This window comes from Streptomyces sp. RLA131 (assembly GCF_056270125.1).
The window spans coordinates 7,578,444-7,599,125 of sequence record NZ_JBWDOQ010000002.1 but is presented as its reverse complement, the minus strand read 5'-3'; the positions used below and the strand labels follow the sequence as shown (position 1 = coordinate 7,599,125).

Annotated in this window: 18 protein-coding genes; 11 read left to right on the top strand and 7 right to left on the bottom strand. The window is 70.8% G+C overall.

Going from position 1 to position 20,682, the window contains the following annotated elements:
• Window positions 1-29: 29 nt before the first annotated feature.
• Window positions 30-1,145 (top strand): zinc-binding dehydrogenase, encoded by a 1,116-nt coding sequence (locus RWE79_RS35380; protein ID WP_475944240.1) that lies wholly within the window; start codon window positions 30-32, stop codon window positions 1,143-1,145.
• 3 nt (window positions 1,146-1,148) lie between these two features.
• Window positions 1,149-4,721, top strand: a complete 3,573-nt coding sequence (locus RWE79_RS35375) for a pyruvate dehydrogenase complex E1 component subunit beta (RefSeq protein ID WP_475944238.1) — start codon at window positions 1,149-1,151, stop codon at window positions 4,719-4,721.
• A gap of 124 nt (window positions 4,722-4,845) precedes the next feature.
• Here the strand turns inward: RWE79_RS35375 and RWE79_RS35370 are convergent, their stop codons facing one another.
• On the bottom strand, window positions 4,846-5,208 hold the full coding sequence (locus tag RWE79_RS35370; protein ID WP_475944236.1) for a hypothetical protein: 363 nt from the start codon (window positions 5,206-5,208) through the stop codon (window positions 4,846-4,848).
• A 344-nt stretch (window positions 5,209-5,552) separates the two neighbouring features.
• Window positions 5,553-6,053, bottom strand: a complete 501-nt coding sequence (locus tag RWE79_RS35365) for a MarR family winged helix-turn-helix transcriptional regulator (RefSeq protein WP_475944234.1) — start codon at window positions 6,051-6,053, stop codon at window positions 5,553-5,555.
• A gap of 201 nt (window positions 6,054-6,254) precedes the next feature.
• Between RWE79_RS35365 and RWE79_RS35360 the strand changes: the two genes are divergently transcribed.
• The 3 genes from RWE79_RS35360 (at window position 6,255) to RWE79_RS35350 (ending at window position 8,729) form a co-directional block, all read left to right on the top strand.
• Window positions 6,255-7,298 (top strand): zinc-dependent alcohol dehydrogenase, encoded by a 1,044-nt coding sequence (locus RWE79_RS35360; protein WP_475944232.1) that lies wholly within the window; start codon window positions 6,255-6,257, stop codon window positions 7,296-7,298.
• A gap of 113 nt (window positions 7,299-7,411) precedes the next feature.
• Window positions 7,412-8,425 (top strand): sensor histidine kinase, encoded by a 1,014-nt coding sequence (locus RWE79_RS35355; RefSeq protein ID WP_475944230.1) that lies wholly within the window; start codon window positions 7,412-7,414, stop codon window positions 8,423-8,425.
• Window positions 8,426-8,528: 103 nt separating this feature from the next.
• The gene (locus tag RWE79_RS35350) at window positions 8,529-8,729 is read left to right on the top strand and encodes a hypothetical protein (protein ID WP_475944228.1); all 201 of its coding nucleotides are present in this window, start codon (window positions 8,529-8,531) and stop codon (window positions 8,727-8,729) included.
• A gap of 70 nt (window positions 8,730-8,799) precedes the next feature.
• Here the strand turns inward: RWE79_RS35350 and RWE79_RS35345 are convergent, their stop codons facing one another.
• Window positions 8,800-9,759 carry an NADP-dependent oxidoreductase gene (locus tag RWE79_RS35345; protein ID WP_475944226.1) on the bottom strand — a complete coding sequence of 320 codons (960 nt, stop codon included), beginning with the start codon at window positions 9,757-9,759 and terminating at the stop codon, window positions 8,800-8,802.
• 131 nt (window positions 9,760-9,890) lie between these two features.
• On the opposite strand from RWE79_RS35345, the gene RWE79_RS35340 reads away from it, so the two are divergent.
• The gene (locus RWE79_RS35340; protein ID WP_475944224.1) at window positions 9,891-10,793 is read left to right on the top strand and encodes a helix-turn-helix transcriptional regulator; all 903 of its coding nucleotides are present in this window, start codon (window positions 9,891-9,893) and stop codon (window positions 10,791-10,793) included.
• Window positions 10,794-10,867: 74 nt separating this feature from the next.
• Here RWE79_RS35340 and RWE79_RS35335 read toward each other — a convergent pair whose 3' ends face one another.
• Entirely contained in the window at window positions 10,868-11,263 is a 396-nt protein-coding gene (locus tag RWE79_RS35335; RefSeq protein WP_475944222.1) for a GNAT family N-acetyltransferase, read from the bottom strand.
• Between the two features lie 529 nt (window positions 11,264-11,792).
• On the opposite strand from RWE79_RS35335, the gene RWE79_RS35330 reads away from it, so the two are divergent.
• Window positions 11,793-12,755, top strand: a complete 963-nt coding sequence (locus RWE79_RS35330; protein WP_475944220.1) for a diacylglycerol/lipid kinase family protein — start codon at window positions 11,793-11,795, stop codon at window positions 12,753-12,755.
• 81 nt (window positions 12,756-12,836) lie between these two features.
• On the opposite strand, the gene RWE79_RS35325 is transcribed toward RWE79_RS35330, so the two are convergent.
• Window positions 12,837-13,301: a hypothetical protein gene (locus tag RWE79_RS35325; RefSeq protein WP_475944218.1), complete on the bottom strand. Its 465-nt coding sequence runs from the start codon at window positions 13,299-13,301 to the stop codon at window positions 12,837-12,839.
• A 188-nt stretch (window positions 13,302-13,489) separates the two neighbouring features.
• Here RWE79_RS35325 and RWE79_RS35320 point away from each other — a divergent pair, with 188 nt between their 5' ends.
• Entirely contained in the window at window positions 13,490-13,942 is a 453-nt protein-coding gene (locus tag RWE79_RS35320) for a hypothetical protein (RefSeq protein WP_475944216.1), read from the top strand.
• Here RWE79_RS35320 and RWE79_RS35315 read toward each other — a convergent pair.
• Entirely contained in the window at window positions 13,888-14,436 is a 549-nt protein-coding gene (locus RWE79_RS35315) for a GNAT family N-acetyltransferase (RefSeq protein WP_475944214.1), read from the bottom strand. The genes RWE79_RS35320 and RWE79_RS35315 overlap by 55 nt on opposite strands.
• Between RWE79_RS35315 and RWE79_RS35310 the strand changes: the two genes are divergently transcribed.
• Window positions 14,339-14,674 (top strand): DUF5132 domain-containing protein, encoded by a 336-nt coding sequence (locus RWE79_RS35310; RefSeq protein WP_475944212.1) that lies wholly within the window; start codon window positions 14,339-14,341, stop codon window positions 14,672-14,674. The genes RWE79_RS35315 and RWE79_RS35310 overlap by 98 nt on opposite strands.
• A 245-nt stretch (window positions 14,675-14,919) precedes the next feature.
• On the opposite strand, the gene RWE79_RS35305 is transcribed toward RWE79_RS35310, so the two are convergent.
• Entirely contained in the window at window positions 14,920-16,566 is a 1,647-nt protein-coding gene (locus tag RWE79_RS35305) for a rhamnogalacturonan lyase B N-terminal domain-containing protein (protein ID WP_475944210.1), read from the bottom strand.
• Window positions 16,567-16,817: 251 nt separating this feature from the next.
• On the opposite strand from RWE79_RS35305, the gene RWE79_RS35300 reads away from it, so the two are divergent.
• Window positions 16,818-17,552 (top strand): DUF6250 domain-containing protein, encoded by a 735-nt coding sequence (locus RWE79_RS35300; RefSeq protein WP_475944208.1) that lies wholly within the window; start codon window positions 16,818-16,820, stop codon window positions 17,550-17,552.
• The gene (locus tag RWE79_RS35295; RefSeq protein ID WP_475944206.1) at window positions 17,545-20,307 is read left to right on the top strand and encodes an exo-rhamnogalacturonan lyase family protein; all 2,763 of its coding nucleotides are present in this window, start codon (window positions 17,545-17,547) and stop codon (window positions 20,305-20,307) included. The genes RWE79_RS35300 and RWE79_RS35295 overlap by 8 nt, the downstream gene beginning before the upstream one ends.
• Window positions 20,308-20,682 lie beyond the last annotated feature (375 nt).

The window sequence follows — 20,682 nt, the reverse complement described above, 5'->3', positions numbered from 1 at the left end:
AGCCTGACGGAAGGACAAAGGAGTCCGAGGTGAGCAAGACCATGAGCAACGCCCCGAGCGGGACACTGAGCAGGACCATGAGAGCGGCCGTCTGGCACGGAGCGAGAGACATCCGTGTCGAGGACGTCCCCGTCCCCGAGGAGCCGGCGCCGGACGAGGTGCTGGTCGCGGTCGACATGGCGTGCATCTGCGCCTCCGACCTCGCCGAGTACCGCGACGGTCCGCATGTCATACCGGTACGCCGTCCGCACCGCCTGTCCGGCAAGCTCGCTCCCGTCACCCTCGGTCACGAGTTCGTCGGGAGGGTGGTCGCCAAGGGGGCGGCCGTGGAGGCCCTGTCCGTCGGCGACCGGGTGTGCGGCGACGCGTGCCTGCGGTGCGGCACCTGCTTCTGGTGCCGTCGCGGGGAGTACAACATCTGCTCGTCGGGCGGGTCCGTGGGCCTGCACGCCGACGGGGCGTTCGCGGACTACCTCAAAGTCCCCGACTACACCCTGCACCGGGTGCCGGACGGGGTCGACGACGCGTCCGCGTCCGTCGTCGAGCCTTTGGCAGTCGGCCTGCACGGACTGCGCCGAGGACGGTTCAGTGCCGGCGAGACCGTGGTCGTCGTCGGCTTCGGCATGGTCGGCGCGGCCGTCACCCTCATCGCGTCCGCGATCGGAGCGGGCCGGGTCATCGGCGTCGAGGCCTCGGCGACGCGCGCCGAAGCCGCCCGCCGGGCGGGCGCGACCGACGTGCTCGCGCCCGGTGCCGAACTTCGCTCCGCGGTCCTCTCACTGACGGAGGGTCGCGGCGGCGACCTCGTTCTCGACTGCACCGGGCGGGAGTCCGTGCTGCCGGTCAGCGTCGAACTGTCACGGCGCGGTGGCCGGGTGGTCATCTGCGGGCTGGCCCACGAGCCGTCGGCCATCCGCGCGGACCGCCTGGTGTACTTCGAGCGTGAGGTCATCGGCTCGCTCGGCTACCGGCACGACCACGAAGCGGTGCTGAGACTGCTGGAGACAGGAAAGCTGGACGTGGGGTGGCTGTTCGCGCCCGCCATCGGACTAGAGGACATCGTCACCCATGGATTCGAGGCCATGGCGGACGGCACTACCAGTGCGGGTTGGCTGCGGCTACCGGTCGCGATAGGAGGAGCGTGAGCCATGTTCAACCTTTCCCAGGCGTTGGACCGTAACGCCGACCGTTCACCGGACACGGACGCGGTGATCTTCCGTGACACCAGGCTGACTCACCAAGGCCTGTACGAGCGGGTGAACGCGCTCGCCGCCGCCCTGCGCGAGACCGGTGTCGGGAAGGGCGACATCGTGGCGATACTCCTGAGCAATCGCCCCGAGTACCTGGAGACCGCGCTGGCGGCGAACCGTCTCGGTGCCGCCTTCCTGCCGCTCAACGTCCGGCTCGCCGAGCCGGAACTGGACTACATCCTGGGCCATGCCGGAGCGACCGTCGTCGTCACCGAGCACGCCTACGCCGGCCCGGTCCTGGCGATCGGCGAGCGCCGGCCGTCGTCCTCCTCGTGGACGGTCGTGATGGTCGGCGGGGGCGGCGCGGATGACGGGGGCGCGGCGACGGTGCCGTACGAGTCGCTCGTCGAGGGCCTGCGCAGTGCCGTCGTGCCGGCCGTCGAGGTCGGCGAGGCGGATCTGCACCGCCTCATGTACACCTCCGGGACGACCTCGCATCCCAAGGGTGTGCCGATCACGTACAGCAACTTCTACTGGAAGACCCTCGCGCACGTCGCGGAGTTCGGCATCAGCGAGCGGGACCGGACGGCCATGGTCGGCCCGCTCTACCACGTCGGCGCGTTCGACCTGCCGGGCATCGGCACCTGGTGGGTCGGCGGCAGTCTCCTGATCCTGCCGCGCTTCGACGTGCCCGACCTGCTCGGTGCGATCGCGGCCGAGAAGCCGACGAACATCTGGCTCGCGCCCGCGATGGTCAACGCGATCCTGCAGGAGCCCGGACTCGGCGAGTTCGACACCTCCAGCGTCCGGTTCGTCATCGGTGGCGGCGAGAAGATGCCCCTGACGCTCATCGAGCGCCTCCTGTCCGCGTTTCCCCGCGCGCGGTTCGCCGATGCCTACGGGCTGACCGAGACGGTGGCGGGCGACACGTTCCTCGACCAGGCCCACACGCTCACGAAGATCGGCTCCGTGGGCAAGCCGGTGGTGAACCTCGGGGTCAAGGTGCTGGGTGAGGACGACGCGCCGGTCGACGCCGGGCAGTCCGGGGAGATCCTCCTGCGGGGTCCGAAGGTGGTCTCGCGGTACTGGAAGGACCCGGAGGCCACGGCGGCGGCCTTCACCGCCGACGGCTGGTTCCGTACGGGCGACATCGGGCACCTCGACAAGGACGGGTACCTCTACATCGACGACCGCAAGAAGGACATGATCGTCTCCGGCGGGGAGAACGTGTCGGCGTCCGAGGTGGAGCGTGTCGTCTACGAACACGACGCGGTCCTCGAAGCGGCCGTGGTCGCCGTGCCCCACCCGAAGTGGGGCGAGGTCCCCCGGGCCTTCGTCGTCCTCAAGCCCGGTCGTGACCTCACCTCGGAGGAACTGGTCGCCCACTGCCGCGAGCGGCTGGCCGGCTACAAGACTCCCAAGGAGATCACATTCGTCGACCTGCTGCCGCGTACCGCGTCCGGCAAGGTGCTCAAGCGCGTACTCCGTGACACACCGCCCCGTACCGCGACGGCATCGGACGGACAGGAGCTGTCCGGCACCGCCGGGCACGGGGAACTGCCGACCGACCAACTGCTGGAGGCGTACCGGCGGATCACCCTGATCCGCGAGTTCGAGACGCGGGCCTCCGCGCTGTACCGCGACACGGAGATCCCCGGATTCCTCCACCTGTCGATCGGTCAGGAGGCGACGGCGGTCGGCGCCTGCTGGCCACTGGGCCCCAAGGACACGATCACCTCGAACCACCGGGGGCACGGCCACACGCTGGCGAAGGGGCTGTCCCCGGAGGGCATGATGGCCGAGCTCTTCGGCCGGGCCACGGGAACCAACGGCGGTCTCGGCGGGTCGATGCACATAGCGGACCCCGGCCTGGGAATCTTCGGCGCCAACGGCATCGTGGCGGCCGGCGTGCCGATCGCCGTCGGAGCCGCGCTGGCCGGCCGGCTCCGGAAGGAACGGCTGGTGACCGTGTCGTTCTTCGGCGACGGCGCCGTCGCCCAGGGCGCCTTCCACGAGGCCGCCAATCTGGCGTCCCTCTGGAAGCTGCCGGTGGTCTTCTTCTGCGAGAACAACGGGTACGCCGAGTTCTCCCCCGCCGGCGACCAGCATCCGGTCGATCTCAGGACGCGCGCCGCGGGATACGGGCTCGACTACGTGGACGTCGACGGCAACGACGTCGAGGCCGTCATCGGCACGATGTCCGGGATCGTCCAGCGGATCCGGGACGGCGCGGGGCCGGTCTTCGTGGAGGCGCGGACGTACCGCTGGCACGGGCACTACGAGGGAGACCCCGAGCGGTACAGGTCCAAGGACGAGCGGGCCGAGTGGCAGAGCGAGCGCGATCCCGTCGCGATCACGCGCGCGCGGCTGCTCGCACGCGGCATCGGCGACGCCGTCCTGGACGCCGTCGACACCGGGATCCGCGAGCGCGTCGAAGCCGCCGTCGTCGCGGCCCGCAAGGCCCCGCTGCCCGAGGCCACGGTGCCCGCCGAGTCCCTGTACGCCCCCAGGGCCGTGCGGAGCAAGGACACACCGGACTGGTCGGGTGACGACAGCTCCCAGGTGTTCCGCGGTATGGACGCCGTGCGGCTGGCCCTGGAGTACGAGCTCGAGAACGATCCCGAGGTGTTCGTCGCCGGCATCGACGTGGGCAAGGGCGGCAACGTGTTCGCGCTCACCCGGGGGTTGTACGAGCGGTGGCCCGACCGCCTGCTGGACACGCCCATCTCCGAGACCGCGGTGATGGGGCTCGGGGTGGGCGCGGCCATGGCGGGCATGCGGCCGGTCGTGGAGCTGATGTATCTCGACTTCCTGGGGGTCTGTTTCGACCAGATCTACAACCAGGCGGCCAAGATGCGGTTCATGACCGGCGGGAACGCCTCTATGGCCCTGACCATCAGGACGCAGTTCGGAGCGGGCCGGTCGTCGGGCAGTCAGCACTCGCAGAGCCTGGAGGCGCTCCTGGCCCATGTGCCGGGACTGACCGTGGTCATGCCGTCGACCCCGGCGGACACCTACGGCCTGCTGCGTGCCGCGATCCGCGACCCCAACCCCGTGGTGTTCATCGAGAACAGGCACCTGTACGGGGTCAAGGGGCCCCGCCCGCCGGCCGACCACGTCGTCCCGCTCGGGAAGGCCAGGATCGTGCGCCCCGGAAGCGACGTGACGCTGGTGAGCGTCTCGCGCATGGTCCACGAGGCCCTGGCGGCCGCGAACGCCGTGGCGGGGCGCGGGATCGACGTCGAGGTCATCGATCTGCGAACGGTCGCTCCGCTCGACACGGCGACGATCCTGGAGTCGGTGTCACGGACCGGGCGTCTGCTCGTGGCCCACGAGGCGGTCACCGACTTCGGCATCGGTGCCGAGATCGCCGCGGTCGCCGCCTCGGAGGGCTTCGGCAGCCTGCGTTCACCGGTGATGCGGGTGGGGGCGGCCCCGACTCCCTCGCCCTACGCTCCGAACCTGGAGCAGCAGTGGCTGCCCGACCGGCAGAACATCGAGCGCGCGATCGACAAGCTCGTCCGCGGCTGACCGCAGCCCGCCGGAGCGCCTGCCTCGTGCGGGTGCTCCGGCGGGTGCTCCGGCGGGCGGGCGTGGCGCCGGGAGGGTGGCGGCCGGGCCGTTCCGCACGGTTGCCGCGTGAGCGGCGGCGGCGTTACGACGCGCAGAGGTCGGTCAGTTCGCCGGCCGCCTCGTCGATCCTGCTCGCGTCCGGGTCGGTGTCGCCGTTCACGATCGCCTTGTTGTAGTCCGCGATCGCCTTGTCCAGTTTGTCGACCGCCTTGTTGACCTTGTCGTTGTCCGTCCGGTCGCCGATCTTTGCGAGGCTCTTGTCGATGGCGTCGATGGCGTCGATGGACTCGTCGGTCCGCGTGGGGTCCTTCGCGGCGTCCAGGCCGGCCTCATGGATCGCCTTGAGGCTGTCGGCGATCGTGCCGGCGTTCTGGAAGCAGCTCAGTGAGTCATCGACGTTGTCGCAGCCGGTGACGAGTCCGGCGGTCAGCGTGACGGCGGCCACGGCGGTTGCTATGACGGCAGTACGGCGTCCACGTCGGCGGTTCGCAGCCATGGGAACAGTCCCTTCCTCGATGTGATCTCCGCCGGCTACGATCCCGCCGCACGCTCACCACCACGAGGTAGCGGTCCCCCGAATGCGGGGTGTAGCCCGCTACACCCCGGGACGATCCGCCCGCGGATCATCGCGCGCGCCCGCTTCCTGAGCCGACGTCAGCCACTGGCCGCCGGGCGACTCCCGTGTGGCGGTGAGCAGTTCGGTGACACCGGAAATCGTCCGCGACGGCCACGAGGCGCCGCCCGTCGCCAGGCGGCGGGAACGGCCGCCCGCGCGCGGCCGCGACTTCGTCAGACGGAGGGCCCCATGTCGATGGCCGCCTCGGCGTGAGTGACGAAGTCGTCCACCAGCCGATGGAAGAGCATGGCCATCTGCCGCAGGTCCTCGGGCGACCAGTCCGCCAGGACCAGTTCCAGGCCCCGGCGGCTCGCCTCTCGTATGCGCTCGACCGCGCGCAGGCCGGCTTCGGTGAGCTGGATGCGGTGGGCACGGCTGTCGTCCGGGTCCGGGACGCGGACCACGTAGCCGTCCTTCTCCAGCTGCCGCAGTTGCCGGCTGACGTGGGAGGCCTCGACGGACAGCCGGACCGCCAGCACTCCGGGCCGCAACGGCTCGCTCTCGGCGATGTTCCGCAGGATCGCGGCGGCGGCCCGGTCGAGCGTCAGTCCGGCCACGGCCATCAGACGCTCGTGCTGCCGGGCCCGGCCCGCCAGGTACGTGACGCGGGTGAGGGCCTGCTCGATCTCGATCACGTCCGGCGAGAAGGGCGTTGCGGGTGACGGTGTGGACATGCGACCACCGTAACAGCCACTTGCCTTAGTCAAGTAAGCCACAAATGTTGCCTGACTTAAGTAACGGAGATACGCTTGCCTAAGTTAAGTAAACAGCACCCACTCCGCGGACGGGGAAACGGCACGGTTCCGGGCGATCAAGGGCCCGCGCGAGCTTGGCAACACCTCTGTCCAGCAGCTCCGGAAAGAAAGAGTCTCCCCATGGCCACGATGAAGTCCGTCCAGACCGGCGAGCAGAACAAGATCGACCTGGTGGACATCGAACGCCCCGTGCCCGGCCCCAAGGACGTCCTGCTGCGGATCCGCGCCTGCGGCATCTGCGGCACCGACACCCACTTCCTGCAGATGGGCGGCATCCCCTTCGGCCCCGGCGGGTCGATGATCCCGCTGCCGCTCGGGCACGAGCCGGCCGGCGAGATCGTCGAGGTGGGCGCCGAGGTCGCGGACCTGAAGGTGGGCGACCGCGTCGTCGTCAACCCGCAGGGCGCCCCCTCCGGCATCATCGGCTGCGGCGGGGAGCTCGGCGGCATGCGCGAGTACCTGCTCATCCAGGACGCCGTGGTCGGCGAGAGCGTGGCGGTCATCCCCGACACCCTGCCCTGGCACATCGCCGCGCTCAACGAGCCCATGGCGGTCGCCCGCCACTGCGTCAACCGCTCCGAGGCCGGGCCCGAGGACAAGGTCGTGGTGTTCGGCGCCGGGCCGATCGGCCTGGGCGCCGCCATCTGGCTGAAGCTGCGCGGCGTCGCGCACGTGGTGGTCGTCGACATCATCCCCAGCCGCCTGGAGACCGCGCTCGCCGTCGGGGCGGACGCGGTCATCAACTCCGCCACCGAGGACGTCACGGCCCGGCTGACCGAGCTGCACGGCCAGGGCGCCAACGCGCTGGGCCAGCCCCGCCCGGACACCGACATCTACATCGACGCGGCGGGCGCCGCCGCGGTCTTCAACACCGTGCTGGCCTCGGCCAAGTGGCACGCCGTCATGGTCATGGTGGCCGTGCAGAAGAAGTCCGACGCCATCGACCTCGGCGGCATGCTCCGCAGCGAGCTGACCCTCGTCGCGTCCCAGGGCTACCCCACCGAGATCTTCGAGGTGACCCCCGAACTCGCCGAGCACCAGGACCGCTTCGCGAAGCTGATCAGCCACTGTCTGCCCTTCTCCGACGTCGGGTCCGCCTTCCTGCTCGCCAGGACACCGGGCGCCGCCGAGAAGGTCGTCGTCACCTTCGACGACCAGCGGTAGCCGGCAGCAGCAGGGCGTCCGGGGTTCCTGCCCGCCGGCCGAAGCCGGCGGGCAGGGACCCGCGGGCCGCCGCGTCGCGCCACCGCGGTCACCAGCAGACAGGGACCCACCCCGTGGCCAACAGCTCCCAGCGGCATCCACGCAGCCATCCCCGTACCGTCGACGCGGCCGTCACCGCCGCGCTCCACTCCCCGGCCGTCCGCACCCGCCGGAAGACCGCGAACACCTTCACCTTCACCGCCATCGCCCTGCTGACGGGCACGGCACTGCTCGCCGGCCCCACCGACGAACCGCTGGTCCTCAAGCTCGTCGGCACCGCCGCCTGGCTGCTCCTGCCCATCTCCCTCGGCACCATCGCCCGGCTGCGCGCCGAGCACGCGCAACGATCCCGGGAGGAGCAAGAGGAGGACGCACAGCACCGCGTCACCGAGGAGCGCCTGCGCATCGCCCGCGACCTGCACGACGTCGTCGCCCACCACCTCATCCTGGCCAACATCCAGGCCGGCGCCGTCGCCCGCCTCATGCGCACCCGGCCCGACGAGGCCGAGAGGATCGTCGCCGACCTCACGGCCGCCACCTCCTCGGCCGTGCGTGAACTCAGGGCCACCGTCGGCCTGCTGCGCCACGCCGACGACGCGGAGAAACCACCGGACGCCGCCCCCGGACTCGCGCGCCTCCCCGACCTGGCCGCCTCGTTCCACAGCGCCGGACTCGCGGTCACCGTCACCACCGAAGGAGAGCCCCGGCCACTGTCCCCCGGTACGGATCTCACGGCGTACCGCATCGTGCAGGAGGGGCTCACCAACGTCACCAAGCACGCCACCACCCGCACGGCCGGGGTACGGCTCACCTACTCCCACGACCGGCTGCGCATCGCCGTCAGCAACGGCGCCAGCGTGACCGCGTCCTCCTCCCCTGACACGGCCACGGCCCCGACCACGGCCCCGGCTCCGGCCGCCGGTTACGGCCTCACCGGCATGCGCGAGCGCGCCCTCTCCGTCGGTGGCCGCCTCCGCGTGGGCCACCGCCCCCAGGGCGGCTTCGAGGTCGTCACCGAGCTGCCGCTGCACCCTCACCCGGTCGAAGAGACCGCTGCGACACGACAGTTCACGCGAACCGTGGTGTAGCGGGCTACACCACGGTCCGGGAGTGCACTACCTCGTGGCGGCGGGCGGAGGAAGGGATCGTTGATCTCAGAAGTTCACAGGCCCCACGCAAAGGAAACCACTCATGAAGTCGCTGCTCTCGTCCCGGCCGGTCCTCTGGTTCCTCTTCCTGTTCAACCTCGTCGTCGCCCTCGCCGCCCCCTTCGTCGTCGACGGCGCCCAGGGCATCGCCACCTCGGTCGGCATGGGTGTCGTCGCCCTCGGTGCCGGCCTCGGCCTGCGCAAAAACAGTGGGCAGCGGCAGCCGCAGGGGCAGCGGGCCTGACGGGCACGCGGCGGACCGGAAAGAGGACCGCGTCATGGTCGGCACCGTCTCCGTGGACCCGGCATCACCGTCACCGGAGCGGCGCGGACACCTCGACCATGTGCTTGCCCACGACGCCACCGCGCTCGAACGCCCGATGAGCCGCGGATATGTCGGCGAGCGGGTACACGCTGTCGACCACCGGGCGCAGCGCACCCGAGGTGACGTGGCCGGCCAGGTCACGCAGCACGGCGGTGCCGGGATTGGCACTGAAGGTGCGGATGCGACGGGCACCGTGGATGCTCGACGCCGCGATCGCGGCCAGGGCCCCGGCCGACAGCCCGACGGTGACCATCCGGCCGCCCTTGGCCAACCGGCTCCGGTAGCAGTTCAGTTCCGAGCCGACCGTGTCGACGATGACGTCGAACGGTCCGAGCCGGTCCGAGGTGGTGGAGCCGTAGTCGAGGACCTGCTCGGCGCCGAGACCGGTGAGGACCTCGGCGTGGCGGTCCCGGGCCAGTGCGGTCACGTGGCCGCCCAGCGCGTGCGCCAGTTGTACGGCGGCGGTGCCGACGCCACCCGCCGCGCCGCGGACCAGGACCCGTTCCCCCTTCTCCACGCGCACGGAGTCCCGCAGTGCGATCAGTGCCGTCGCACCCGCGACGACCAGGGAGGCCGCTTCGACCGACGAGACACCCGCCGGGGCGAGCGCGATGCGGTCCGCGGGGACCGCGACGTACTCGGCCGCCCCGGCGGTGATGTGCCGCTGCCGGGGATGCACCATGCCCCACACCCGGTCCCCCGCCCGGTAACCCTCGACATCCGCGCCGGTCTCGACGACGACGCCCGCGAAGTCCAGACCCGCACCGATCGGGAACCGGCGTCCCGACACCATCTTCAGCTCCCCGGCGCGGACGATCACGTCGTGTCCGTTCACGCTGGACGCCTCGACCGCCACCAGCACGTCGCCCGCACCCATGGCGGGGCGGTCGACGTCGTTGACCCGCAGGACGTCCGCTGCACCGTAACTCGTGATCTGGGCGGCCTTCATGGCGCTGTTCCTTCCGTGGCGGGGTGGGGTGGATCCCATCCTGCACCCGGCTCACGGAATCACGGTCGTTCGCCTTTTCCTGGGACTGCCGGACCCACCCTCACCGACCGCGCCCCGGGCATACTGTCGCCGTGACCTACGATCCCCGACGCGAACTCGCCGTGGCCGACGATCCCCGACGCGAACTCGCCGAGTTCCTGCGGACCCGCCGAACCCGGCTGCGACCCCAGGACGTCGGCCTGGAACCCGGCCCGAGGCGGCGCGTCGCCGGGCTGCGGCGTGAGGAACTGGCCCTGCTGGCCGGGGTGAGCGCGGACTACTACCAGCGCATGGAGCAGGGTCGCGACGTGCGGCCCTCCGAACAGGTCCTGGACGCCCTCGCGCGGGCTCTCAACTTCTCCACCGAGGAGGCCCGGCACCTGCACGGCCTCGCCGCCGCCGCGCGCACACCCGCCCGCCCCCCACGCGAGCACGTGCCGGAGGAGGTACCGCCCACCACGCTGCGGCTGCTGGGCACCATGTCCACGCCGGCGGTGGTCATCGGCCGCTTCCTGGACGTGCTGGCCTGGAGCCCGCTCGCGGGCGCCCTGCTGGGCGAGTTCACCCAGCAGCCGCAGGCGGAACGGAACCTGCTGTCGCTGCTCCTGCACCCGGAGGCCGACCAGACCTGCCCGGAGCGGGCAGCCACCGTCGCCGAGCTGACCGCGATGCTGCGCAGGCAGGTCGCCGCCGACCCGGGACACCCGCGCGCCCTGGAACTGGTCGGTGAACTCGCCGTCCGCAGCGACGAGTTCGCGACGCTGTGGGCCCGCCACGACGTGGAGGAGCCGACCCGCGGCCGGATGCGCGTCAACCACCCGCTGGTCGGGGAACTGAACCTGGACTGGGACGCCTACCCGATGCCCGGCGCTCCCGGCCCGATGCTCATCGTCTACACCGCCGCCGAGGGCGGCCCCGACGACGAACGGCTCCAACTCCTCGCCGGCCTGCTCAACACCCCCGGCCCGTCACCGGCGTCCGCCCGGCGGCCCTGAAGCACCGGATGCCGTCAGTGCCAGGGGCTTCACGGCTGTCCATGGCCTGGGGGCGTCGCGCGGCGGGGCCTGGCTCAGAGCGCGATGAGACCTGCCGTTGTCGGTTTGAACCCGCAGGCGTCGAAGTAGAACGACCGCAGGTCGTCCTCGAAGTCGACGTGCAGCCATTCACATCCGGCTTCACGGGCTTGTCGGGCGGCCTCGGCGACGAGTTCGGCTCCGATCCCGGACCGGCGGTGGCCCCCCGCGACCACCGTGTCCAGGATGAATGCGTGAACGCCGCCGTCCCACACGACGTTGACGAAGCCGGCGAGGTCACCGTCATCACGTGCACAGACCCAGCCGAGGCTGTGGCGTTGCAGCCGGGTCGGCCAATCCACTTCCAGGGCCGGATGGTTGAAGCCCCCCGCATGCAGCGCGTTGAGCGCGGCGTTGTCGAAATCGCCCCGCCACTCATACGTGATCGTCATGGCGCGAGCGTAGACCGCCACCCTTGCCCGACTCCGCGGACAGGATCGGAAATGATCAGCGCTGAAAGAACCTCACGCACTCGGGACGAGATGCTCGACGACATCACGCTCTGCCGAGTCACCAACAGTGCGATTTCTTCCGCACAGCTATACTGAGAGAACAACTCCGACAACTTCAACGCCGCGGGCATCTCCGTCCCCGCTGCCGTGACGGCCTTTCCCGGTGAGATCCGTCATGCGCCACGCAGCTGGACCGAGCGCGGCTGCCACAAGCCGATCTGTTTCAACGAGGTCGACCCGCTCCGCGGCACGAGATCCGTCGCGGAGCCTCGGATCTGTCTCCGCGATACGACTGGAGCAGTAGACGGTCACGGTTCTCGCAGCGCGGGCTCCGCGGCCTCTGCCGCTTGTGAGGAGGCGCCGAGCGGTCGTTCCCGGCCGGCGAAGGAACCTTGGTCCGCCGGCCTGGTCGTACAGGGTCCGATCGGTCGGGCGGCGGTTGGCCCGGGCGGCAGAAGTGGGTGCGGTGATGGCTGGATCTGAGGCGTGTGGCCGGGCAGTGATCGTGATGAACCCGCGCTCGGGCGGAGGAAAAGCCGCCCGTTTCGACCTGGTCAACCGGGCTGAGGGCATGGGCGCACAGGTTTGGTCGACCAGTGCCGAGCGCGACGCGGCGTCACTCGCCGGGCTCGCGGTCCAGGAGGGGGCTGAGGTACTGGGGGTCGCGGGCGGAGATGGAACGGTATCGGCCGTGGCCGCGGTGGCCGCCGACACGGATCGGCCGTTGCTGGTGGTCCCGGCGGGCACGCGCAACCACTTCGCCCGGGATCTCGGCCTCGACATCCGCAACCCGGAGGCCTCGCTCCGCGCCCTGATCGACGGCGTACCCCTATGTGTGGATCTCGGCTCGATAGGCCCGCACGTCTTCGTCAACAACGTCTCGTTCGGCCTCTACGCCGACGCCCTGCTGGAACCCGGGTACCGGGACGACAAGGCACGTACCCTCGCTTCCGTCGCCCCCGACTACCTCAAGGGAAAGCAGTTCGTCGACGCCGACGTGGACACCCCGCAGGGAACCGTCCGGTCTCCGCAACTGGTGCTGGTCTCCAACAACCCGTACCACGTCGCCACACCGCGCTATCTGGGGCGCCGCTTCACGCTCACCTCGGGACTGCTCGGCGGCATCGTGCTCAAGCGCCCGCCCGAGGCACCGCCGGACCTCCTCCGGCACCTTCGCGGTGAGCTGCTGCGGCGGCAGCCAGGCCCGGGTACGGCAGGTGATCCAGCCATCACCTGGACAGCGGCCGGCATCACGTTGCACGGCCGGGGGCGGCAACTGCACGCGGGGATCGATGGTGAACCCGTGACGTTGCTCCTTCCTGTCACGTGCGAGGCCCGGCCACGTGGACTGCGAGTGCTGCTGCCGAGAGACCGACCAGGAGTCCCGCGGGAGCCGGTGCCCGGGCTCCCGGGAGCACCGCGTGACCCCTGAGGGGTCGTCGTGGGGCGTCGGGCGCTTTCTGGCCGTTGCCGGTGGGGACGGCGCTCCTCCCCCGTGCGGATTCGGCCGCCCTCACGCCGGCTCGGTGGCCATGGTGGTGGCGTTCCCGGCCACGCGGCCGCTGCCGCTGCCGCTGCCGCTGCCGCACAGCATGGGCGCCCAGGCCGCCGCCGCGGCAGCCAGGTCGTCTCCGCACGTCCTGCCGGGACGGGGCGGGGCCGCCGTGGCGAGGACGACACGGTCGGGACGGAGCAGGACGGCGCCCGCGGTGCCCATCCAGCGGACCAGGGCGCTCGTGCCGGCTTCGGCGCGGAGCTCGGCGCCGCCGGTGCCAGGCCGTCGCCGGGGGTCGTGCAGGTGGATGACGCGGGCGTCCAGAGCCCGCGCCGACGCGTGCAGGGCGGGACTGAGCGGCGCGTGCGCGGTGGCCAGCAGCGCGAAGTCTTCACCGAGCAGGTCGTCCATCAGGCGCGGGTCGTCGGCGGCGCCGGGGACCATGGGCTGGGGGCACAGCGTCCCGGGGCGCGGGTGGCCCATACGGCGGCGGGAGCCGACGAGGGGGCCAGGTCTCAGCGGCGGGCTGACGGCGGACAGTACGAGACCGGAGGCGCCCGGCAGCCGGGCCCGCGGACGTCGGCTTCGGCTTCGGCTCGTTCTACAACCACTTCACCAGCAAGGACGAGCTGTTCGACGCCGCCCTCACCCTGGAGGAACACGGCGCGCTTGTGAACTCCGTGGCAGGAGACCTCAAGGACCCGGCAGAGGTCTTCTCCGCCAGCGTCCGCCTGACCGGCCGCCTGCAGCGCACCCATCCGCAGAGGGCCAGGATCCTCGTGCGCACCGGTATGCCCTACCCGACCTCCGAGGCCGGCCTGGCCCCACAGGCGATGCGGGACTTGCAGGCCGCCGCCGACAGTGGACGACTGGACATCGACGACCCCCGTACCGCCGTCGCCATGGCCGGTGGCGCCCCGCTCCGAGTACTGCACCTCCTGGAGACCCGCCCCGACCTCGACGCCGAGCGCGTCACCGGTCAACTGGCCGCCCGCCTGCTGAGCATGTTCGGCCTGACACGCGCCGAAGCCCAGGAGATCGCCACCCGGCCCCTGCCCAGAATCGAGTATCAACCGGACGGCGTGACCGAGGACCGCACGCCGAACCACTGCTCGGCGCCGTAGGCCTGGTACCGCTCCACCTCGGTGAACCCCAGCTTCGCCGCGAGGCGCATCGAGCGCTCGTTGGCGGTCTGGGTGCGCAGCACCACCGGCTTGCCGGGAAGCGCGTCGGCGAACCAGTCGAGTGCCGCCGCGCACGCCTCGGCGCCGTACCCGCGCCCCCACGCCTCCGGCAGGACCAGGTAGCCGAGCTCGGCCTCCCCGACATCCGGACGGACGTGCCCCGGACTCTCGGCGTCGTGCCGATCGAGCTTGACCATGCCGATCATCGCTCCGTCGAGATCGATCACGAAAAGGCCGGGCCGCCGTCCCGATATCTCGGGCACCGCGCGGTCGAGTTCATCACGCGGTCGAGGGCCACCGAGGTAGGTATGCGCCTCCGGTGAGGCGAGCAGCTCGATGAACGCCGCACGGTCCCCGGCCTCGGGCTCGCGGAGCACGAGCCGCTCGGTTCTGATCGGGGCGGGCGGCCAGGCGACGGGGCCGAGTCCAGTCATGGCGGGCAACCTATCGCACGCGCTGGTGAAGCGGATCGCGAAGCCGCTGGTGCGCGGCACCATCAAGACTTCTGTGGGCCTGGCCGCGGAGATGAGGAAAGCTGCGCACGAGGTCGGCGAACCCGGCAGGTGTGCCTGGACTACGTCGAGCGCACCTGGACCGACATGCGACCGCGTACCCTCGCCGAGGCCATGGCCGGCGGGCGGTCCGAGATCTGCCGGCGCCGGCTGTCGCTGACGCTGTACAAATCCGTGAAGGTCGTCCGCCTTCGCCGTCGAGGAACTGCACGACGAACACCAGGTGCGGGTCGGCGCGCTCACGCTGACCGGTGGACCGGTGGTCGACGCCGTCGTGGTGGCCGCCGAGCCCGATGTGGTCCGGTCCGGCCACCTCACGGGCGACCACGGGTGCGCCCGGGGCACCCGCTGCCCGCACGAACACAGGTGCGCGTTCCCGGCACCGTCCGCCTGCCGGTCCCGCCCTCAGAGAAGGTCGAGGGCGTCGAAACCGTAGCTGGGGCTGAGGTAGCCCCCGCCGCCCGCCGAGCCGCTGGCGGCGTCGATGCGCAGGGTGTTGGTTCCGGTCAGCAACTGGGCGGCGGGGATGACGTATTCGTACGTGTGGTTGTTGCCGCGGTAGCTGCCGACGGTCAGGGTCCGGGTGGAGGGCTCGGTGGCGGCGGCCGGGATGGCGGAGGTCCAGGTGTCGTTGACGGTGATCTGGGGGCGGCCGCCCGCCTTGGCGGTGGTGATGCCGATGCGGAGGGTGCGGTCCGTGGCGGCCTGGGCGGCGGTGAGGGTGAAGGAGACCAGCAGACCCTGGTTGATCTCCTTGAACTGGTAGGCGGGCCAGCCCGAGGCCGTCGAGGTGCCGATGACGTAGGTGCCGGCGGTCCACGCGGCGGCGCGGGAGTCGGAGGGATGGGCGTAGGTGACGAGGGAGGCGTTCTTGAAGCCGGCCGGGGTGCCGTTCCAGTCGCCGATGCGCCAGATGGCGGTGTCGGTGGCGGGGTCGCCGGTGATCGTGATGGTGTGCGCCGTGGTGACGGCGCCGGCGGTGATCGTGACGTCCTGGCTGTGCACGGCGAGTTCGCCCTTGTAGACGGTGAGGGTGTAGGTGCCGGGAAGGATGCCGTTGACCGCGTACTTGCCGGTGCCGGCGTCCACCTTCGCCCAGTACTGGGCCCCGGCGTTGGACACGACCACGACGTAGGGGTACGAGGTGTCCCGCCCCGCCAGCCCGTTGCCGACGATCCGCCCGCGACCGCTCGCGCCGGTCCAGCCGGTGAGGCCGAGGGCGTCCACCCAAGCGGTGCTGTCGCGCCCGGACACGGCGGAGGCCGGCGCGGACCCGTCGGTGAAGGCAAGGACGTACGGGCCGTGCAGACCGAAGCGCTCGGCCTCCGTCTGGCCTTCGGCGTAGTAGAGGTGCTCGTACAGCCCGGCGCCCGACTCGTTCCCGTGTCGCAGGAGTTGGCGGACGAAGGGGCCGCCGGAGTCCTTCTCCTTGGTGGAGCGCACGACCCAGACAGAGGCGGCGGAGGAGCTGAAGCCGAAGTAGTCGTAGTCGATGGTCCGCAGGTTGGAGAAGTGCTTGGACCTGGTGGTCCCGTCGGTCTTGGCGAAGACGTCGGCGGACTCGATGACGGTGTCGGAGTTGGACCAGGTGTCCGGGTAGGTGGTCGGGAAGATGCCGGGCTTCAAGCGCGCGATGTAGCGGCTGGCGGTGACGGAGGTGTCGGCCTTGTAGGTGAAGAGGTAGATGTTGTTCTCGCCACTGCGCGCCGCGTAGTAGTGGATCAGGGTGCCGTGGACGACCTTGATGAGGACGACTCCGGCGGCGGGCGTGGAGATCGTCACCGTCGAGGTGCCGAGGCCGCTCTCGATGTGGGAGTTCTTGCCGTCGTAGCCCTGGTACTCGGTGCCCTTGTAGACGAAGGACGAGAGGTCACCGGTGCTGTGGTTGACCTTGAAGACCAGGCCGCCTCCGGTGTCGACGACGTAGTTCGTGCCGTCGTCGGTGTAGCCGAAGCTCGCGGCAGAGGCGGTGACGGGGGTGGCGAGGGCCAGGGCGAGTCCGGCCGCCGAGGCGAGGACGGTCCGGCGGGAGAGCGGGCTGGCGTACGGCATGCGGACAACTCCTGTGATCCGAGGGAGGTTTGGGGAAGGGGTCCCCAGCGTGCCCGCCCGAGCGGCTCCGAACGAGGATCGAACGCCGATGATCGTGAAGATGTAACGGCACGTCACATTCGGTCCCAACATGTGGGATTCGACAACGAGTTCGCTTGATCATGAACGCTTCTTTTCACTTCTGTGGCATTCGCTGATCGGAAGGATTGGTTTCCGTACGCTTCTGGCCGTCCACAGAAAGGGATCTTCCGATGCGCTACACCTGGGCCGCCGTTGCGGTGAGCCTCGCGGTCGCGGTCAGCACCGCCCTGTCCACCGGCACCTCCGCCGCCGCACCGGACCGTCAAGGCCCTCACCAGTACCGCCAGTTGCTGGCTCGCGACGACTTCCGGCACGGCACCGGCCAGTGGTCGGCCGAGCTGGAGAAGGGCGGCAGCGTCACGGCGAAGGACGGTGTGCTGGACGTCGACGTGCCCGCCGGGGCCTCGGTCTGGTTCAAGCGGCAGTTCTCCGGCCGGTACGAGATCGACTTCACGGCGACCCCCGTCTCGGCGGGCGGTGACAACGACCGGGTCAGCGACCTGAACTCCTTCTGGAACGCGTGGGATCCGCGATCCCCCGAGGACCTGTTCGCCACGACTCGCAGCGGCGCCCTGGCGGACTACGACTACCTCACCACGTACTACGCGGGCCTCGGCGCGAACTCCAACACCACCACCCGGCTTCGCCGCTACGTCGGCGTGGCGGGCTCCCGGCCGCTGATCTACGACTACACCTCGCCGCTGCTCACCGCGAACGAGCCCAACCGCATCCGGCTGGTCTCCGACGGCAAGCACATCCAGTACTGGGACAACGGCGAGCTGGTCTTCGACTACACCGACGAGGACCCGTACACCAGCGGCTGGTTCGCCTTCCGCACGACCTGGAGTCACTTCCGCATCACCGACTTCCGTGTCTGGCGGCTCGCGGGCGGTCACGGTGCCTGAGATATCGCGCAGAGACGCCCTCAAGGCAGCGGCCGCGGCCATCGCGGCGACCCAGCTCTCCCTGACGCTCGCCGCCAGCCCGGCCGCGGCAGCGCCGGCCGAAGCCGCCACCGCCGACCCGGTGAAGCTCACCTGGCTGGAGGACGGCACCCCCGCCGAGGCCCCCGGCACCACCTTCGGCGTGGCCTGGCCCAAGGGCGCGCTCCCCGCCGGCCAGTCCTTCGCCCTCACCGCCGACAACGGCACCGCCGTCCCCGTCCAGTCCTGGCCCACCGCCTACTGGCCCGACGGCACACTGAAGTGGACCGCCCACGCGGTCGGCGCCACCACCGGACCCGCCGAGAGCTACAGACTGGCCCCGGGCACACCCGCGAAAGCGGACACCGCGCTCACCGTGGACACCAAGGGCGGCACGATCGACGTCGACACCGGCGTCATCCAGGTCAGTATCGCCAAGGCCGGCGCACACGACGTCATACGTACCATCAGGCGCGGCAACACCAAGATCGCGAGCAAGGCCGAACTGGTCGTACTGCGCCAGCCGGAGATCGACGACGACTACGACGGCAGCGCCTCCAGCAACCGATGGGAACGCTTCACCGGCCGCGTCGGCTCCGTCACCGTCGAGCAGTCGGGACCGGTGCGCGCCGTCATCCGCCTCGAGGGCGAGCACGAGCGCGGCAGCCGCTCCTGGCTGCCCTTCGTCATCCGCCTCTACCTGTACGCCGGGTCCGAGGCGATCCGAGTCGTCCACACCATCACGTACGACGGCACCCAAGAGCCCGGCAAGGCCGGCGGCGACTTCATCAAGGGCCTGGGCCTGCGCATCCGCGTCCCGCTCTCCGACGAGCTCTACAACCGCCACCTCCGCCTCGCCGGCGCCGACGACGGCTTCCTCACCGAAGCCGTCCAGGGCATCACCGGTCTGCGCCGCGACCCCGGCGCGGCCGTGCGGACCGCGCAGGTCAAGGGCGAGAAGCTGCCGGACATCTCCACCTGGGACACCCGGGTCTCCTCCGCCCTCCAGTACGTCCCCGCCTGGGGCGACTACACCCTCGCCCAGCTCTCGGCCGACGGCTTCACCGTCCGCAAGCGCACCAAGGCCGGCCACGGCTGGATCCACACCACCGGCGGCACCCGTGCCCCCGGCTTCGGCTACGTCGGCGGGATCAGCGGCGGACTCTCCTTCGGCCTGCGGGACTTCTGGCAGAAGCACCCCGCCCAGCTCGACATCCGAAACGCCGCCTCCGACGAGGCGACCGTCACCCTCTGGCTCTGGTCGCCCGAGGCCCAGCCGCTCGACCTGCGCTTCTACCACGACGGCCTCGGCCAGGACACCTACGACGAGCAGACCGCCGGGCTCAACATCACCTACGAGGACTACGAACCCGGCTTCGCCACCCCCTACGGCATCGCCCGCACCTCCGAGCTCTACCTGTGGGCCAACGCCGCCACCCCCACAGCCGACACCCTCGTCGCGCAGAAGGACGCGCTGACCGCCCCGCCACAGCTCGTCGCCGCCCCCGAGACCCTGCACAAGGCGGGCGTCTTCGCCGGGCTCTGGTCCCCCGTGGACCGCTCGACCCCCACCAGGAAGTCCATCGAGGACCGCCTCGACCTGCTCTTCGCCTACTACCGGGACCAGCGCGAACAGCGCCGCTGGTACGGCTTCCTGGACTACGGCGACGTCCAGCACACCTACGACCCGGACCGCCACACCTGGTGCTACGACGTCGGCGGCTACGCCTGGGACAACTCCGAGCTCTCCACCGACCTGTGGCTCTGGCTGGCCTACCTGCGCTCCGGACGGGCCGACATCTACCGCTTCGCCGAGGCCATGACCCGCCACACCGGCGAGGTCGACGTCTACCACATCGGGAAATGGGCGGGCCTGGGCACCCGGCACGGGGTCCAGCACTTCGGCGACAGCGCCAAACAGGTCCGTATCTCGACGCCCGTCTACCGCCGCCTCTTCTACTACCTCACCGCCGACGAGCGGACCGGCGACCTGATGCACGCCCAGGTCGACGCGGACAAGACCTTCCTGACCCTCGATCCCAACCGTAAGGTCCGCGCCGACGGCTACACCCTCGGGGACCGCCACGCCCTGTCCATCGGCTTCGGCACCGACTGGAGCGGCCTCGGCTGGGCATGGTGGACCGAGTGGGAGCGGCGCGGCCCCTCATGGCGTACGGCGAAGAAGAAACTGCTGGCCAGCGCCTCGACCATCGCCGCCCAGCCCAACGGCTTCGTCCAGGGCAGCGGCCTGTACGACCTCGACACGGGCGCCTTCGCCATCCAGACCACCCCCGTCATCGCCGTCTCCCACCTCTCCGCGAGCTTCGGCCTGCCCGAACTGGCCGCCGAGCTGATCGACGCTCTCGACGAGAGTGACATCCCCGGCTTCCGGGCCGCCTGGCTGGACTACTGCCGCTACTTCAACGCCAGTTCCGCCGAGCAGGCGGCCCGCTACGGCGCGAGTTTCAAGGTAAGCCTGGTCCAGGGCCACTCCCGCCTGGACGCGTACGCGGCGAGCCTGACCGGCGAGGCCGCGCTGGCCACCCGGGCCTGGAGCAAGTTCACCGCGAGCGACGGCTACCCGGACGCCGGCACCTCATGGGCGACGGCGAAGATCAACGGTCCCACCGTGCTCAACGCCGGGACCGACGCCACCTGGATCAGCACCAACTCCACGGCGCTGTACGGTCTCGCGGCCATCGAGGACCTCGCCCTTGTCGGTGACGCACTGAACTGAGCGCAGGGCCCGTGCCGGAGCGGTGCGGGCCCTGCGCGGTATCAGAGAAACCGCCGGTGCGGGGAGGCGGCACCATCATCAACCGGCTGCACGCGGCAGGAACCACCACGCGCACCCCGCAGCACCAAACCCGCCTGCCGCGCACTGCGGACCAGGCAGCCGCCCGACGCGCTCCCGCCCGGGAACTGTGCGCCCGCTACGAGGCCGGAGCGACGGTCCGGCCCTGGTGGAGCAGCCGGCGGACCGTGCTCACCGAGCGGCCGCAGCCGGGGCGGCCGGTGCGGGGACGGATTCTCCGGCTTCGCAGCGTCGGCGCAGGGCGGCCTTGAGTTGCCGGGCCAGGGACCATGAACCGTTACCACCCCTCAGACTCCA